The sequence below is a fragment of the Vicinamibacteria bacterium genome (assembly GCA_035620555.1).
In the GTDB taxonomy this organism is placed as follows: Bacteria; Acidobacteriota; Vicinamibacteria; order Marinacidobacterales; family SMYC01; genus DASPGQ01.
In genome coordinates this window covers 24,822-39,920 of sequence record DASPGQ010000558.1, presented here as the reverse complement: position 1 = coordinate 39,920, position 15,099 = coordinate 24,822, and the positions used below count along the sequence as shown (strand labels likewise).

At 62.6% G+C, this 15,099-nt stretch carries 15 protein-coding genes; 12 read left to right on the top strand and 3 right to left on the bottom strand.

Going from position 1 to position 15,099, the window contains the following annotated elements:
• The coding region (locus VEK15_22590) for an Nramp family divalent metal transporter (GenBank protein HXV63507.1) at nt 1–710 on the bottom strand (710 nt) is incomplete at its 3' end.
• Nucleotides 711–842: 132 nt separating this feature from the next.
• Between VEK15_22590 and VEK15_22585 the strand changes: the two genes are divergently transcribed.
• The 4 genes from VEK15_22585 (at nt 843) to VEK15_22570 (ending at nt 4,434) form a co-directional block, all read left to right on the top strand.
• On the top strand, nt 843–1,910 hold the full coding sequence (locus VEK15_22585; protein HXV63506.1) for a branched-chain amino acid aminotransferase: 1,068 nt from the start codon (nt 843–845) through the stop codon (nt 1,908–1,910).
• Entirely contained in the window at nt 1,907–3,136 is a 1,230-nt protein-coding gene (locus VEK15_22580) for a DUF1343 domain-containing protein (protein ID HXV63505.1), read from the top strand. Before VEK15_22585 ends, VEK15_22580 begins: the two co-directional genes overlap by 4 nt.
• A 24-nt stretch (nt 3,137–3,160) precedes the next feature.
• Entirely contained in the window at nt 3,161–3,442 is a 282-nt protein-coding gene (locus VEK15_22575) for a hypothetical protein (protein HXV63504.1), read from the top strand.
• A gap of 71 nt (nt 3,443–3,513) precedes the next feature.
• Nucleotides 3,514–4,434 carry a patatin family protein gene (locus VEK15_22570; protein HXV63503.1) on the top strand — a complete coding sequence of 307 codons (921 nt, stop codon included), beginning with the start codon at nt 3,514–3,516 and terminating at the stop codon, nt 4,432–4,434.
• Here the strand turns inward: VEK15_22570 and VEK15_22565 are convergent.
• On the bottom strand, nt 4,374–5,642 hold the full coding sequence (locus tag VEK15_22565; GenBank protein ID HXV63502.1) for an amidohydrolase family protein: 1,269 nt from the start codon (nt 5,640–5,642) through the stop codon (nt 4,374–4,376). The two genes, VEK15_22570 and VEK15_22565, sit on opposite strands and share 61 nt — an antisense overlap.
• Nucleotides 5,643–5,674: 32 nt before the next feature.
• Between VEK15_22565 and VEK15_22560 the strand changes: the two genes are divergently transcribed.
• From VEK15_22560 to VEK15_22550, 3 genes are all read left to right on the top strand, one after another.
• On the top strand, nt 5,675–6,322 hold the full coding sequence (locus VEK15_22560; GenBank protein ID HXV63501.1) for a YdcF family protein: 648 nt from the start codon (nt 5,675–5,677) through the stop codon (nt 6,320–6,322).
• Nucleotides 6,323–6,612: 290 nt separating this feature from the next.
• Nucleotides 6,613–7,455, top strand: coding sequence for a pirin family protein (locus tag VEK15_22555; protein HXV63500.1), 843 nt, complete (start codon nt 6,613–6,615; stop codon nt 7,453–7,455).
• Entirely contained in the window at nt 7,455–8,351 is an 897-nt protein-coding gene (locus VEK15_22550; protein HXV63499.1) for an N-acetylmuramic acid 6-phosphate etherase, read from the top strand. Before VEK15_22555 ends, VEK15_22550 begins: the two co-directional genes overlap by 1 nt.
• A gap of 11 nt (nt 8,352–8,362) precedes the next feature.
• Here the strand turns inward: VEK15_22550 and VEK15_22545 are convergent, their stop codons facing one another.
• A complete protein-coding gene (locus VEK15_22545) occupies nt 8,363–9,280 on the bottom strand; it encodes a BadF/BadG/BcrA/BcrD ATPase family protein (GenBank protein HXV63498.1) in 918 nt (305 codons plus the stop codon).
• A gap of 122 nt (nt 9,281–9,402) precedes the next feature.
• On the opposite strand from VEK15_22545, the gene VEK15_22540 reads away from it, so the two are divergent.
• From VEK15_22540 to VEK15_22520, 5 genes are all read left to right on the top strand, one after another.
• Nucleotides 9,403–10,953, top strand: coding sequence for a 2-isopropylmalate synthase (locus VEK15_22540; protein HXV63497.1), 1,551 nt, complete (start codon nt 9,403–9,405; stop codon nt 10,951–10,953).
• A 116-nt stretch (nt 10,954–11,069) separates the two neighbouring features.
• Nucleotides 11,070–12,476, top strand: coding sequence for a 3-isopropylmalate dehydratase large subunit (gene leuC / locus VEK15_22535; GenBank protein HXV63496.1), 1,407 nt, complete (start codon nt 11,070–11,072; stop codon nt 12,474–12,476).
• 2 nt (nt 12,477–12,478) lie between these two features.
• The gene (gene leuD, locus VEK15_22530; protein ID HXV63495.1) at nt 12,479–13,048 is read left to right on the top strand and encodes a 3-isopropylmalate dehydratase small subunit; all 570 of its coding nucleotides are present in this window, start codon (nt 12,479–12,481) and stop codon (nt 13,046–13,048) included.
• Between the two features lie 4 nt (nt 13,049–13,052).
• Complete coding sequence (gene egtB / locus VEK15_22525; protein HXV63494.1) at nt 13,053–14,315, top strand: ergothioneine biosynthesis protein EgtB; 1,263 nt, start codon at nt 13,053–13,055, stop codon at nt 14,313–14,315.
• A gap of 1 nt (nt 14,316) precedes the next feature.
• Nucleotides 14,317–14,901, top strand: coding sequence for a DNA-3-methyladenine glycosylase I (locus VEK15_22520; GenBank protein HXV63493.1), 585 nt, complete (start codon nt 14,317–14,319; stop codon nt 14,899–14,901).
• The last annotated feature ends 198 nt before the right edge of the window (nt 14,902–15,099 follow it).

Sequence of the window (15,099 nt, the reverse complement as noted above, 5' to 3'; positions counted from 1 at the left end):
CGAATTCTACCCATGCCCGCCTTCTTGGCCTTGCCCCATTCGGACGCCTGCAGCGAGACATCGATGCCCGTGGGGAGCAGTCCGAGAAACGCGGCCAGGACGAGCCACGAGCCTCGAGGCACTTCGAACATCACGAAGTGGGCGAGGCCAGAAAGAGGTGCGGGATCGACGACGTAGACACCAACGGTGGAGATCACGAGAGTTCCTGCCATCACCTTCGTCACCCACTCCACGGCGCGATAGTGACCCCTCAAGATGATGACCACCGACGTGACGGAAAGCACGAGCCCGAACACCCAGCTCGGAAGCTCGAGGGCGAAATAATCCAGGAAGAAGTAATAGAGAACGGCAGCGGCTGCCGCCAGTCGTCCCGCCTGTCCGATGGCGCACTGGAGCAGCGTCGCAACGAGCACATACCAGAGGGGCCATTTCTTCCAGGCCGTCGCGTAGGCATCGAGCATGCTTCGTCCCGTCGCATTCGTGAAACGAAAAGCCATCTCGAAGCCGTGGTACTTGAAGACGTAGGACACGAGAATCGCCCAAAGGAGCGCGTACTCGAATCGTCCCCCGGCCACCGGTGCCGTTACCAGATGGCTCGTGCCGATCCCGGTCATCATCAAGATCATCCCGGGACCGAAATGTCTAAAGAGACCTCGCGGACTCGTCTCCGGGAGAGTGAGTGTCTCGAGGACGTTGGTTCTTTCGTTCATTCGCTCGAAATTGTGAGCTTATATAGAGAAAGCGATCCCAATTCAATGGGGTCGCCAAACGCGGTACAATGAGGCAGCGGCACGGCCAATCGAAGGTGTTGCATGCAAACAATTTAGAACGAAGGTGAGCTCATGACGACGGTCAGCGAGATCAAAGTAAGACGGACGAAAGCGTCTCGTTTGTCGCAGGTGGATTTCGACAATATTCCGTTCGGCCGGGTGTTCAGTGACCACATGCTGGTGGCCGACTTTCGAGACGGAACCTGGCAGCCTCCGGAAATCGTCCCGTTCGGCACGATGACCCTTTCCCCCTGTACCACGGCGCTTCATTACGGTCAGTCGATCTTCGAGGGACTCAAGGCCTATCGAAACATCCACGGGAAAGCCGTGCTTTTCCGGGTCGGTGACAATTTCGCGCGAATGAACCGTTCGGCGGAACGCATGGTGATGCCTCAGATCCCCAAGGAATTGTTCCTCGACGGTCTGAAAGAGTTGATCCGGATCGATGCCGACTGGATTCCCTCGAAGGAAGGAAGCTCTCTCTACATCCGGCCGCTGATGTTCGCGAACGACGATTACATCGGCGTCAAACCCTCCGACGCCTATCGGTTCGTCATTTTCACCTGCCCGGTTGGGCCTTACTACACCGAGCCGGTGAAGCTTTGGGTCACCCGCCAGTTCGTGAGGGCCGCCGAAGGTGGAACCGGTGAGGCCAAGACCGCGGGAAACTATGCCGCGAGCTACTACGCGGCCCGTCAGGCTCAACAGAGGGGTTACCACAACGTTCTCTGGCTCGACGCCAAGGAACATCGCTACGTGGAAGAATGCGGCACGATGAACATCTTCTTCGTGATCGACGGCGCTGCCGTCACGCCCGCTCTTTCGGGAACCATCCTTCACGGAGTCACCCGCTCGAGCGCCATCACGCTCCTCGAGGCCATGAGCGTTCGAGTGGACGAGCGGCGAATCTCCATTGAAGAGATACGAGACGCCCACGAAAGCGGCAAGCTCTCCGAAGCCTTCGGGGCAGGGACGGCGGCGACGATCGCGCCGGTCATACGAATTGGCAGCGAGGAAGATGTCATGGACCTTCCACCCGACGAGGAACGTTCGATCGGGCCCGAGCTCCTGAGGCAGCTCACCGACATTCGTTTGGGACGTGCGCCGGACCCGTACGGTTGGGTCGAGCCAGTGAATTGAAGGGCTTTGGCGGCTGTCTCGCCCTGGGCCTTCTAGCCGCCACCACGCTCCGAGGACCTTCGGTAACGCCGGGACTCGACGTTCTCCGCGAGGATGGAAGCTTGCTCGCGGGAAAGCGCGTCGGGCTCATCACGAACCATACCGGTGTGGCCCTCGACGGCACTCCCGCGGTGCAGGTTTTGCAAGACCTGGGGCTTTCCGTGGTCGCTCTCTTCGCACCGGAGCACGGATATCGCGGTGATGTCGCGGCCGGTGAGCCCGTTGCCTCGCGGGGCGCCGACGCATCGGCTCCTCCCGTGCTCAGCCTCTACGGCGAGACGCGTCAGCCCACGGACGAAATGCTTTCCGGCATCGACGTTCTCGTATTCGACATCCAGGACGTCGGCGTTCGGTTCTACACGTACGTCAGCACGATGAAGCTCGCCATGGAGGCGGCGGCCCGTAACAACATCGAGTTCCTGGTCCTGGATCGGCCGAACCCGAACGGAGGGGAGCGCGTCGAAGGTCCGATTCTCGATCCCGAGTTTCGCTCATTCGTCGGAATCAGCGAGATCCCTCTCCTCCATGGGATGACGGTCGGAGAGCTCGCGAATCTCTTCAAACGCACCATGCCCGGGGGTGAGGTTCTCCGGCTCACAGTGGTTCCGGTTCGGGGATGGAAGCGAGAGATGCTCTGGGGCGATACCGGGCTGCCATGGCGCCCTCCGTCCCCCAACCTGCGCACGGTAACGTCCGCGCTCGCCTATCCCGCGTTCGGTCTCCTGGAGGGAATCAATGTCTCGGAAGGACGTGGTGTCGACGAGACGTTCGAGCGCGCAGGAGCCCCGTGGATCGATCGAGCACTCCTGAGCGAATCGATGCGGGGGCGGAGTCTTCGCGGTGTGCGCTTCGAGCCGACGAGCTTCGTGCCGAGAGACATTCCCGCTGCGCCCGAACCGAAGTATCGTGACGAGACCTGTCACGGGGTGAAGCTTCTAATCGACGAGCCGAGAAACTTCGAGGCCGTTCGCACCGGCCTCAGCGCGATCGCCACTATCCGTGATCTGTTTCCTCAGTCGTTCTCCTGGGTGCGTCGCGGTGACGGATACTGGCTGGATCGGCTGCTCGGCACCGATCGACCTAGGCAATCTATCGAGGCCGGAGTCGGCGTGGACGAAATCGTCTCGCGCGAGCGGCCTCGAGTCGAGGCGTTTCGCCGCCTCCGGGCCACTTGCCTTTTGTACTAACCTCGTGCTGTATAATTCTCGGCGATGAAGTACACCGGGCCCGACAATCAGGACGGCTCAGCCTCGTTCCAACCGCCGGATGACGACGATCTCGAGGACATCGACGAGCCCGACGACGAGGACGATGAGCTCGAGGATGACCTCGTGGATGACGACGATCTCGACGACGAGGAGGAGTACGAGGAGGAGTACGACTACGACGAGGACGAGGACGAAGACGAAGACGACGACGAGGACGAGGACGAGGAGCTAGACCGCTGGGAAGGCGACTCGGATGACGACTGGGACGAAGACCGGCTGAATTAAACGGCGCTCGAAACGCCCACCGCGAGCGCCCCACGTCGAGCGACCGCTCACCTCCGCGCCTGCGCGTCCCGTTGGCTACCTACCCTGCCGAGCCCGTCCTCGTACTCGAAGGCGGCGGTATGCGCGGCGTCTATACGTCGGGAGTCCTCGAAGCGCTCGCCGAATCGAAGCGAATTCGCTTTGCACAGATCGTCGCGTGCTCGGCGGGGGCCTGCGCCGCGGCCTCTTATCTTGCCGGCCAGCCAGAGCGAAACCGTCGCGTCTATCTCGACTTTCTCGACGGCGACAAGCTGGTCCGTTTCCGTCGATTGCTCCGGGGCGGAAGCATCATGGACATCGATTACCTCGCCTTCGACGTGACGCTCCGGCTGTGCCCCCTCGACATCGACGCGCTTCGGGAGAGCGAGACGAGACTTCACCTGGGCGTTACCGACTGGAACACGGGAGAAGCGCGCTACCTGACCAACCACGAGGACGACATCGTCACGGCTCTTCGCGCCACCTGCGCCCTCCCGTTTTTCTACCGAGGCGAGGTGTTCTATCAGGGCAGCCGCTATGTGGACGGCGGTGTTTCCGATCCCGTTCCCATTCGCAAGGCTTTGACTCTCGGTGCACGCGAGATCGTCGTCGTCCTTACGAGCTCGATCGAGAGCCGAGCGCAGGAGCGGTTTGCCCCGGGACTCGCTTTCCTCTTCTCTTCGAGCTCTGCCATCCGCCGGGCACTTCGCGAGCGCCACCATCGATATCGGGAAGCGGCAGAGTTGACTCGTTCGCCTCCGAGCGGCGTTCGAATCCGGGTGATACGACCGACCGCACGGCTGCCGGTCACGCGAACGACGACGGATCGCCGTCTCCTCGAACAAGGCTGCGATCTCGGCTACGAAGATGGGCGACGCTTCGTCCAACAGATGTTCGATTCAGAGCAGAGCGATCAGCGTAGCCTCACTCGAACCGAGGAATCGAGCTCGGGCAGAAAACTCTCTGAAACGTAGACGATCTTGCCGGAGAAGACGGTCATGTCGACCTTTACCGCCGCGAGCAGCTCCGTGGGGAGCTCGAGGAGATCCTGAGACACGACAGCGAGATCGGCCAACTCTCCCACTCGCGGAAGCCGACCCGTGTAAGCGAAGACGGCTTCGCCCACGGAAAGCCTCTCTTCCGGAAGCCAGCCGTTCTCGGGGTTTCCCTCGAAGTCTTGTCGCGTCACGGCGGCCGCGATACCGGCGAGCGGATCGAGGCTCGCGAGCGGCCAGTCGCTCCCGAACGCCAGGCGCACTCCGGTACGCTCGAGGGTGCGAAGGGGAAACTCGCGACCCTTGCGGTGTCGAACGGGAATCCAGTCGGGCGAGATCTTGAAGGGATGGACTCGAACCAGCAGGCGTCGCGTCCTCAGCCTATCGATATCGTGGGGGGAGAGTCGGACCACGCCGTCGATGCGATGGGTGCCACGACTCTCCGCCGCATCCAGCGCGGAGGAAACCTCGGCTTCGTGCGACGACGTTTCCGAGAAATGGACGTGGAGCTCGAGCTCTCCTCGGCGCTGCAGTTCCGAGTAGAGGTTGCGGGGCTCGGGGAAGAGAAGACCCGATGTCTCCACGGCGGTGATACCGAAACGGTGAACGTAGCGGATTCCTCGTCGGAGGATTCGAAGTCGCTCCTCGTGACTTCGCTCCGCGGGCGCTCCCGCATCGATCGCTTCGGAGGTAGCCCAGACTCGCGCCTCTTGAGAAATCAGCCGCACCGGGCGATCGGGAAACGCGGAGTCGAGATCGTTCGTTCCGGCTCGACGCACGGGATCCACGATATGGTGCCGCCATCCGACACCTTGCAGCCACTCTCCCGGAGGCATTGAAACGGCGTGGACGCGCAGGATATCGAGGAGCTCCTCGTAGGACGCGGCTTCTCTGATGAGCGGCCAATCGAGGCTTTCCGAGCCGGCGTAAAGGTGCACGTGAGCGTCGGCGAAGCTCGGAAGGAGCATCCGGCCGTCGAGGTCGATCACTCCCGTGCCCCTTCCCATGTAATCGCGGACCGCGGATTCTCCGCCAATCGACACGATGCGACCCTCGTCGACCGCGAGCGCGACGGCCTCTTCGGCACCGAAGATGCTGCCTCTCACGAAGACGAGATCCGCCGGCGGCACGGGAGAAGCGCAGCTCATTGCGAGGGCCGAGCTGGCAAGAAGAACTGCGACGCGCACGCCTCTATCATATGTTGGGAGGAAATCACGGCGTGCTGAGTGCTGAAGTCGAAAACCTCGCGCGCATCGTTTGGCACTATCACCAGATGGGCCACCGGATCGTGACTGCCGACATCATCCTCGTTCTGGGAAGCCATGACCTCCGCGTCGCCGAGCGCGGCGCCGAGCTCTATGCCGACGGTCTCGCCCCTCGCATCGTGTTCTCGGGCGGGCTCGGGAACCTCACGAGAGACCTTTGGGCCGAGCCCGAGGCGGTGAAGTTTGCCCGTATCGCTCGTGAGAAGGGCGTACCCGAGGATGCCATTCTTCTCGAGACCCGATCGACGAATACCGGTGAGAACGTGCGTTACACCCGCGAGCTCCTCGACGGTATGGGACTCGATCCCGATCGTTTCATCCTCGTCCAGAAGCCGTACATGGAGCGAAGGACCTACGCGACATTCAAGAAAATGTGGCCCGAGAAGGAGGCGATCGTGACCTCACCGCAGATTTCCTTCGACGACTATCCGAACGACGAGATTCCCGTGGAGCGAGTCATACACATCATGGTGGGCGACCTTCAAAGAATCCGGATCTACCCCGAGAAGGGATTTCAGATCCCGCAACCGATTCCCGACGAGGTGTGGAATGCCTATGAGAGACTCGTAGCGCTTGGTTTTACCGACAACCTCATCCGCTAGGCGGGCCGTCTGCCCGCGATGCCGGCGTTAGAGGCGAAGGGTGCAGGTTGCCTCCGTCACTCCACACGCCGAAGGTGATGGCGGTGGTAACGGTGACGATGTCCATGCGCCGCCTCGCTCTCGCTCGGACTCAACAGGAAAGGCGCAAACGTCGCTACAACCGTGAAGGTGGCAAGAGCTCCCCGAAGCATGATGAGCCTCCTATTCGCTCATGCACCCTTCCCGCGAATCTTAGCGCACATCGGCCCGATGACGCTAACATGGAGCGTATTTTCCCAAAGGATCCACCGATGACCCATCGCGAAGTCAAACAAATCGTCACGGCTCAGGAAGCGCTCGAAGGCGCCGGCGTCAGAATCCGCCGAAGCCTGGGAACACCGGCCCTCGACTACCATGATCCGTTCCTTCTTCTCGACGAGTTCCATTCCGAGGACGGTGCGGATTACGTCGCCGGATTTCCCGATCACCCCCACCGAGGTTTCGAGACGGTCACGTACATGCTGGCAGGTCGTATGCGCCACGAAGATCATACCGGCGCTCGAGGCGAGCTCGGCCCGGGCTCCGTCCAATGGATGACCGCGGGCCGCGGCATCATTCATTCGGAGATGCCTCTCCAGGAGCAGGGTCTGATGTGGGGATTCCAGCTGTGGGTCAACCTGCCGTCACGTGACAAGATGACAGCGCCCCGTTATCAGGACATCCCCGCTGAGCGCATCCCCGAGCTTACCCGCGTCGATGGATCACGAATTCGCGTAGTCGCCGGCGTCGTAGAGGGTGTCGTGGGCCCGGTCACCGGAATCGCGACGTCTCCGCTCTATCTCGACATCGTCGTGCCCGCGAAGGCGAGCGTCGTTCAGCCCGTGCCGAAGGCACACAACGCCTTCGTTTACATCTTCGAAGGGGAAGGGATTGTGGGGGGAAAGCGGATCGAACGGGGGCAGCTCGCCGTCCTCTCACGAGGCTCGAGCGACACCGTGGAGATCGTGGCCAGCGGCCAACCGATGCGCGCGCTCCTCGTCGCCGCGAAGCCGCTCGGCGAGCCGGTCGCACGCTACGGACCGTTCGTGATGAATACGCGGGAGGAGATCCAAAGGGCGTTCGAGGACTACCGCGGCGGAACGTTTCTCTCTTGATGTCGAAGCGGCACCTCTTCGAATCACTTCCCACGGAAGCGGTTCACCCTGCGGCCACGAACCTCGATCTCCTGCCGCCTCGAAAACTGCTCGACCTGCTCGCTCGAGAGGATCGGGTCGTGGTGAAAGCGGTTCACGACGAAGCCGCGGCGATCGAGCGCGCCGCAAGGCGACTCGCGACGACGTTGCTGCGTAACGGGCGCGTCTTCTATGTCGGCGCCGGGACGAGCGGACGTCTCGGGGTGTTGGAAGCCGCCGAGTGTCCGCCCACTTTCGGAACCGACCCGGATCGCATCGTCGCGATCGTTGCCGGCGGGCGCGAAGCGGTCTTTCGCTCGAAGGAGGGAGCCGAGGATCGCGCAGACGACGCGTGGCATGCCCTGCGGAGGCACCGGCTCGGCTCGAAAGACCTCGTGATCGGGATTTCCGCGAGCAGCATCACGCCTTTCGTGCGCGAAGCACTCGTTCGCGCGAGCCGCGGCGGCGCAGGAACGGTGTTAGTGACCTGCGGGCCCCGCGTCCGTCGTCTGGCTGACGTCGTCATCGCGCCCGCGGTGGGTCCCGAGCTTCTGGCCGGCTCGACGCGGATGAAAGCCGGCACCGCCACGAAGCTCGTGCTCAACCAGGTGACGCTGCTCGCGATGATTCATGTCGGGAAAGTTTTCGGACCCTACATGGTCGACCTGAAACCCGGTTCGCGAAAGCTTCGCGACCGAGCTATCAGGATCATCGCTTCGGTCGCGGGAGTCGACCGCGCTACCGCCGAGACGCTTTTGGTTGCCGCGGCTCAGAACGTCAAGACGGCGGTGGTCATGGGTCGATTGGCAGTCTCGGCAGCTGAAGCCCGAGCACGACTCGCGCGGGAGTCAGGAGATTTGAGAGCAGTACTCGAGTGACTCATTCGTCGTCAGCGCTCCTTCCTCCTCAGATGATCGAGCGCGAGACGGATCGCGCCGTGAGCGGGCTCCACCGCGAGCGCCGCCACTTGGGCCCAGGGAGCCACTTTCTTGATCAGTTTCTCGAAATCCTGCTGCAGGACCGGCACCGCTTTCCAGAGCCCGCCGGAGAGAACCAGACGAAAATTCTCACCCGCTAGATCGAGCTTGCCAATCACCGATTCGGCGGCCCGAACGAACTCATGCACGGCTTGATCGACGATGCTTTGCGCGCCGGCGTCACCGAGATCCGCGGCCCGCTGAACCAGTGGGGCAAGCGCCGCGATCTCATCGCGCCTCATCTCCCGGTAGACGCGGTGCACGATCGCCTCGACGTGGCTCAAGCCGAGCTGTGACAGCACCAGATCTTCCAGAAGCGTGGGTTGTGCTCGGCCGTCGTAGGCGCGCATGACGGCCCGCAGCGTACTGACCCCCATCCAATAGGCGCTCCCCTCGTCGCCGAGCAAAGGACCCCATCCTCCCGCGCGAGCCGTCGCACCGCGCGCGTTCACACCATAAGCTGCGGCGCCCGTTCCCACGATCAGGACGAGGCCCAGCGCCTTACCCGCTCCGGCGACGAGAGCGATGCGTGCATCATGGGTCACGACGACCTCCCGCGCGAGTCGCAGTCGATCGAAGATGGTCCGCATGGCGGTGAAATCTCGCTCTCGTCCCGCACCCGCCATACCGACGCAAACGCAATCCACCGGGAGGGGGCGCGCGCCGACGGTTTGACGGATGAGGGCGTCCAGGGTGAACTCGATCTCGTCCTCCTCGATGAGCTGGAAGTTAACGCCGGGTCCCCGAGCCCGATTGAGCAGAGCCCCTTCGTCGTCGGCAAACCAGCATTCGGTTTTGGTGGCTCCGGCGTCGATCCCGAGGACTGGCATCAAAATGCAGTATTGGGCAAGCCAATCCGGGTTGACAACCGCAGGAGCTTGCGTTAGTTTACCTATCGGTCGGTAAGTGAACTAAGAGGCATGTTTCTAAACGTTTGAAGCGAGGTGCCGCAATGGATCGAAATCATGTGGTGATTTTCGATACGACGCTCCGAGACGGTGAGCAGTCCCCGGGCGCGAGCATGGACCTCAACGGCAAGCTCAAGATGGCACGCGCTCTTGCCGAGCTCGGGGTGGACGTCATCGAAGCTGGCTTTCCCATCGCCTCGAACGGGGATTTCGAGGCGGTGCGTGAGGTCGCACGACTCGTCGAGGGGCCCATCATCGCCGGACTGGCACGATGCCAGACGAATGACATCCATCGGGCCTGGGAAGCGCTGAAAGAAGCCCCTCGGGCTCGCATCCACGTCTTTCTCGCCACGAGCGCGATCCACCGCGAGTTCAAGCTGGCTATGGCAAAGGAAGAGATCGTGCGCCGAGCCGCGGAGAGTGTGCAGATGGCGCGTGAGCTCTGTGACGATGTCGAGTTCTCCCCCGAGGATGCGTCTCGAACCGAGCTCGATTTCCTTGCCGAAGTCGTCGAGAAAGCCATTGAAGCCGGTGCCACCACGGTCAACATCCCCGACACCGTCGGCTACGCGATGCCTTCGGAGTTCGCCGACCGGATCCAGTACCTGAAGCGACACGTATCGAACATCGAACGAGCCGTTCTGAGCGTGCACTGTCACAACGATCTCGGGCTCGCCGTCGCCAACAGTCTCGCGGCGCTCGCGGCCGGCGCTCGTCAGGTGGAATGCACCATCAACGGCATCGGCGAGCGCGCGGGCAACTGCTCGCTCGAGGAAGTCGTCATGAGCCTCCGGACACGCCGCGACCTCTATGGGCTGACGACGGGAATCGACACGACACGGATCTGTCCTTCGAGTCGTCTCCTGAGTCAGATCACCGGACTCGTGGTGCAACGCAACAAGGCCATCGTGGGTCAGAACGCTTTCGCGCACGAAGCCGGCATTCATCAGCACGGGGTCATCCAGAACCGAGCGACCTACGAGATCATGAAGCCCGAGGACGTCGGACTTTCGACCAACTCCCTGGTGCTCGGCAAACACAGCGGTCGACACGCGCTGCGCAAACGTCTCGAGGAGCTCGGTTATCGGATCGACAACCGGGAGCTCGATCGGATCTTCGTCGCGTTCAAGGAGCTCGCCGACGCGCAGAAAGAAGTCGTGGACGAGGATCTTCGCGCGCTCATGAGCGGGGCGAGCTCACCCTGCTCCGACACCTGGGAGCTCGTCGATCTCCATCTGAGCTCGGGCACGGAGTCGGGGTCCACCGCTACCATCTGCCTCAAGCACAGCTCGGGCCGTTCGGTCAAGGAGGCGGCCTGCGGCAGCGGTCCGGTCGAGGCCATTTTCCGCGCCATCGGGCGGGCGAGCGGAACGGAGCTCGCGCTTATGGACTATCGGGTCCGCGGTCTCACCTCCGGTCTCGACGGGCGCGGCGAGGTCTTGGTCGACATTGAAGAGCTGGGAAAACGACACCAGGGTCGCGCCGTCGGGAATGACATCATGAGGGCGAGCGCCGACGCGTTCCTTCGGGTCATCAATCGCGTGGTCGCGGCGCGCGACGGGGAGAAAGAGCTCGTCGACGTGTTCGGGCAGTAGCAGGGTGATGAAAAACTTAACCCACCCTGCGCGAGCGGAGCGAGCCCGGCGCGCTTGCCGCGCCGTAGTCAGCCCGAGCCGTGGCGGCTCGATCGATTACAGGTCCCGCCACGGTAGTGAGCACTAGTAGAGGAGCGCCTCTGGCCTTCACGCTCTTCGAGAAGCTCTGGCGTCGGCACGTCGTCCTTCCGGCGACCCACGATCATCCTGCCGTGGTTTACATCGACCTGCACCTGATCCACGAGGTGACCTCCCCGCAAGCTTTCCAGGAGCTCAGGCGTCGCGGCATCAAAGTGCGGAGGCCCGAGCGCACCGTTGCCACCATGGATCATTCGACCCCGACGCTCTTCGACGGTGGCATCCCCCGCTACGCGAACGCGCAAACGAGAGAGCAGGTGGAGGCCCTCAGACGAAACTGCGAAGAGTTCGGCATCGAGCTGTACCCCCTGGGTGACGACCGACAGGGCATCGTCCATGTAATCGGACCGGAGCTCGGGCTCACGCAGCCGGGCATGACTATCGTCTGTGGTGACAGCCATACGGCGACTCACGGAGCCTTGGGGGCGTGGGCCTTTGGGATCGGTACGACCGAAGTGGGGCATGTGCTTGCTACCCAGTGTTTGCTCCAGCAGAAGCCGAAGACCTTCGAGGTGCGGGTGGAGGGGACGCTCGGCCCGGGTGTCACGGCGAAAGATTTGATTCTCGCGGTGATCCGCGTCGTTGGTGTCGACGGCGGATTGGGCCACGTCATCGAGTACACCGGGAGCGCAATCGAGGCCCTACCGATGGAGGCCCGCATGACGGTGTGCAATATGTCCATCGAGGCCGGTGCCCGGGCGGGGCTCATCGCGCCGGACGATACGACATTCCAGTACCTCGCGGGCCGGCCTCGGGTGCCCCGGGGTGAAGCCTGGGAGCGGGCGCTCGTCGATTGGCAGAGTCTCGCAACCGACGAGGATGCCGTCTACGACAAGAGCATGGTGCTCGATGCCTCCGCACTCGAGCCGATGATCACCTATGGCACCAACCCGGGGATGACCATCGGCCTGAGCGAGCCCATTCCCCGAGATGCTGTCGATAAGTCACTGCGGTATATGGGGCTTTCAGCGGGCGAGCGACTCGTGGGAAAGCCCGTCGACGTCGTTTTCATCGGGAGCTGCACCAACGCCCGCCTCAGCGATCTCCGGATGGCGGCCTCGGTGATGAAGGGCAGAAAGGTGGCCCCCGGCGTACGGGCCCTGGTCGTGCCGGGCTCTCAGGAAGTCAAGCGCCGCGCCGTCGACGAGGGGCTGGACAAGATCTTCATCGAGGCGGGCGCCGAATGGCGGGAGCCAGGCTGTTCGATGTGCATCGCGATGAACGGCGACGAGCTTGCTCCGGGACAGATCGCGGTGAGCACCAGCAATCGCAATTTCGAAGGGCGCCAGGGAAAGGGCGGCCGCACGATCCTGGCGAGCCCCTTGACGGCGGCGGCGACCGCGGTCACCGGAGCGATCGCCGATCCCCGGCCGATGATGGACTGAGAATGGAGCCGTTTCGAATCCTCGAGTCCCGCACGGTCGTTCTCCCGATCGACAACATCGATACCGACCAGATCATTCCCGCTCGGTTTCTCACGGTGACGACGAAGGAGGGACTGGGGGAAAAGCTCTTCGCCGACTGGCGAGAGGATCCCGGTTTCGTTCTGAATCGCGACGACGCCCGAGGAGCTAAGATTCTCGTCGCGGGGGAGAATTTCGGCTGCGGATCCTCGCGTGAGCACGCTCCGTGGGCGCTCATCGGGTTCGGTTTCAGGGCGGTGGTGAGCGTCTCGATCGCGGACATCTTCAAGGGCAACGCGGTGAAGAACGGTCTCTTGCCCGTGGAGGTGGACGCGGAAACGCACCGGAGCCTGCTCGACAATCCGGGTTGGACGCTTTTGATCGATCTCGAGAGCCAGACGATCGCACTCCCCGGGGGGCGCTCGGTCGGCTTTGCGCTCGATGGTTTCGCCAGACATTGCCTCCTCGAGGGCAAGGATCAGCTCGATTTTCTTCTCGCCCAGGAAAGCGCCGTTTCGGCATTCGAGTCTTTGGCCCCGCTTAAGATAAGCTGACGCAATGTCCAATCACGACGTTGCTTCATGGGACCAGTATGTAGAAGTTCGCTCGGAGACCGAGGCACTCGCCGCCCCCATCCGTTCCGAGGACGCCCAAGTTCAATCGATGCCCGACGCGAGTCCAACCAAGTGGCATCTCGGTCATACGACCTGGTTTTTCGAGACCTTCCTGCTAGAAGGCTTCTCGGGTCACCGGATCGTTCGCGAGGAGTACAAGGTCCTCTTCAACTCTTACTACAACGCGGTAGGAGCTCAACACCCTCGGGTTCGGCGTGGTCTCATCTCCAGGCCTTCTCTCGACGAGGTCGTCGACTACCGTCATGCGGTGGACGCCAGTGTGCGCCGCTTCCTCGACACGGCATCGACCGAGGAGCTCGACCGAAAGGCGGGGATCCTGACCGTCGGACTTCATCACGAGCAACAGCACCAGGAATTGATCATGACCGACATCCTTCATGTCTACGCTTCGAACCCGCTGAAGCCTCGCTACGCCGAGGACGAGCTCCCGCCAGTGGCGGCGGCGGAGCCGATGCGGTGGCACGGGTATCCCGAGGGCATTTACTGGATTGGCCACGAGGGTGAAGGCTTCGCATTCGACAACGAGTACCCGCGCCACCGGCAGTTCGTACACGCCTTCGAGCTGGCTTCTCGTCTCGTGACCGCCGGTGAGTACATGGAGTTCATGTCCAGCGGAGGATACCAGCGGTCCGACCTATGGCTCAGCGACGGATGGGCCGTCGTGCAGAACGAGCGCTGGCAAGCGCCCATGTACTGGGAGCGCCGCTCGGGCACCTGGTGGCAAATGAGTCTCTACGGACTGCGACCGGTCGACCCCAACGCCCCGGTCTGCCACGTCAGCTATTACGAGGCGGAGGCTTATGCCCGCTGGCGAGGAATGCGGCTACCGAGCGAGGCAGAGTGGGAGGTCGCCGCTTCCTCTCTGCCGATCGAGGGCAATCTCTCGGAGAACGGCCGTTATCGGCCCGCCGGCCCGCCACGGGGTCAGAACGGAAACGGTCCGGCACAAATGTACGGAGACCTGTGGGAGTGGACGCAAAGCGCTTATCTCCCTTACCACGGCTATCGCCCGGCGGATGGCGCTCTCGGAGAATACAACGGCAAGTTCATGTGCAATCAGATGGTGTCGCGGGGCGGCTCTTTCGCCACATCCGCCAAACACATCAGGCCCAGCTACCGGAATTTCTTCTACCCGGCCTCTCGCTGGCAGTTTCTGGGAATCCGGCTCGCCCGCGACGCCGAATGAGATGAAGGTGGAGCGCAAGCGATGTGCCTGGGCCGAGAAGGGGAACGAGGCCTACATCGACTACCATGACCGGGAGTGGGGCGTTCCGGTGCACGACGACCGCCGGCATTTCGAGTTTCTCGTGCTCGAAGGTGCCCAGGCGGGACTCTCGTGGGCCACGATCCTCAACAAGAGAGAGGCCTATCGCATGGCATTCGCCCGGTTCGATCCTCGCAAGGTCGCTCGGTTCGGCGAAGACCGAATCTCGGCTCTTCTCCAGGACGCGGGCATCGTACGCAACCGCCTGAAGATTCGGGGCGCCGTTCAAAACGCCCGCGCTTTCCTCGAAGTTCAAAAAGAGTTCGGCAGCTTCGATGCCTACGTGTGGCGCTTCGTCCGCGGAAAACCCAAGGTCAACCGCCGTCGAACGATGAAGGACATTCCGGCGAAAACGAAGGAATCCGACGTTCTCAGCCGAGACCTGAAAGCGCGCGGATTCACATTCGTCGGCAGCACCATCATCTATGCCCACATGCAGGCCACGGGCCTGGTGAACGACCATGTGGTGAGCTGTTTCCGTCACGCCCCCTGCGCCCGCCTGCGCTAGAGCCGAGGCTCCTCGGGGCGCCAGCTGAGCCGCTCCTCCTACCAGGGACCGGCCCTCGAAGCGAACGCTTGTGGGCGCGGTCATGGACGGTATGCATCTTCGATTGGCCGGCGGAAACCATCAAGGTGTCTCGTCTACGTCCAAAACTGCCTCGAGCCTTCGCTTTGGACCACACGAAGACTTGACAGCGCCTTCTCG

What these genes read in the sequence shown, in the direction of transcription:
- VEK15_22585 (HXV63506.1), top strand. Translation starts at nt 843, where the DNA reads ATGACGACGGTCAGCGAGATCAAAGTAAGACGGACGAAAGCGTCTCGT.
- VEK15_22575 (HXV63504.1), top strand. Translation starts at nt 3,161, where the DNA reads ATGAAGTACACCGGGCCCGACAATCAGGACGGCTCAGCCTCGTTCCAA.
- VEK15_22555 (HXV63500.1), top strand. Translation starts at nt 6,613, where the DNA reads ATGACCCATCGCGAAGTCAAACAAATCGTCACGGCTCAGGAAGCGCTC.
- VEK15_22550 (HXV63499.1), top strand. Translation starts at nt 7,455, where the DNA reads ATGTCGAAGCGGCACCTCTTCGAATCACTTCCCACGGAAGCGGTTCAC.
- VEK15_22545 (HXV63498.1), bottom strand. Translation starts at nt 9,280, where the DNA reads ATGCCAGTCCTCGGGATCGACGCCGGAGCCACCAAAACCGAATGCTGG.
- VEK15_22540 (HXV63497.1), top strand. Translation starts at nt 9,403, where the DNA reads ATGGATCGAAATCATGTGGTGATTTTCGATACGACGCTCCGAGACGGT.
- leuD (HXV63495.1), top strand. Translation starts at nt 12,479, where the DNA reads ATGGAGCCGTTTCGAATCCTCGAGTCCCGCACGGTCGTTCTCCCGATC.
- egtB (HXV63494.1), top strand. Translation starts at nt 13,053, where the DNA reads ATGTCCAATCACGACGTTGCTTCATGGGACCAGTATGTAGAAGTTCGC.
- VEK15_22520 (HXV63493.1), top strand. Translation starts at nt 14,317, where the DNA reads ATGAAGGTGGAGCGCAAGCGATGTGCCTGGGCCGAGAAGGGGAACGAG.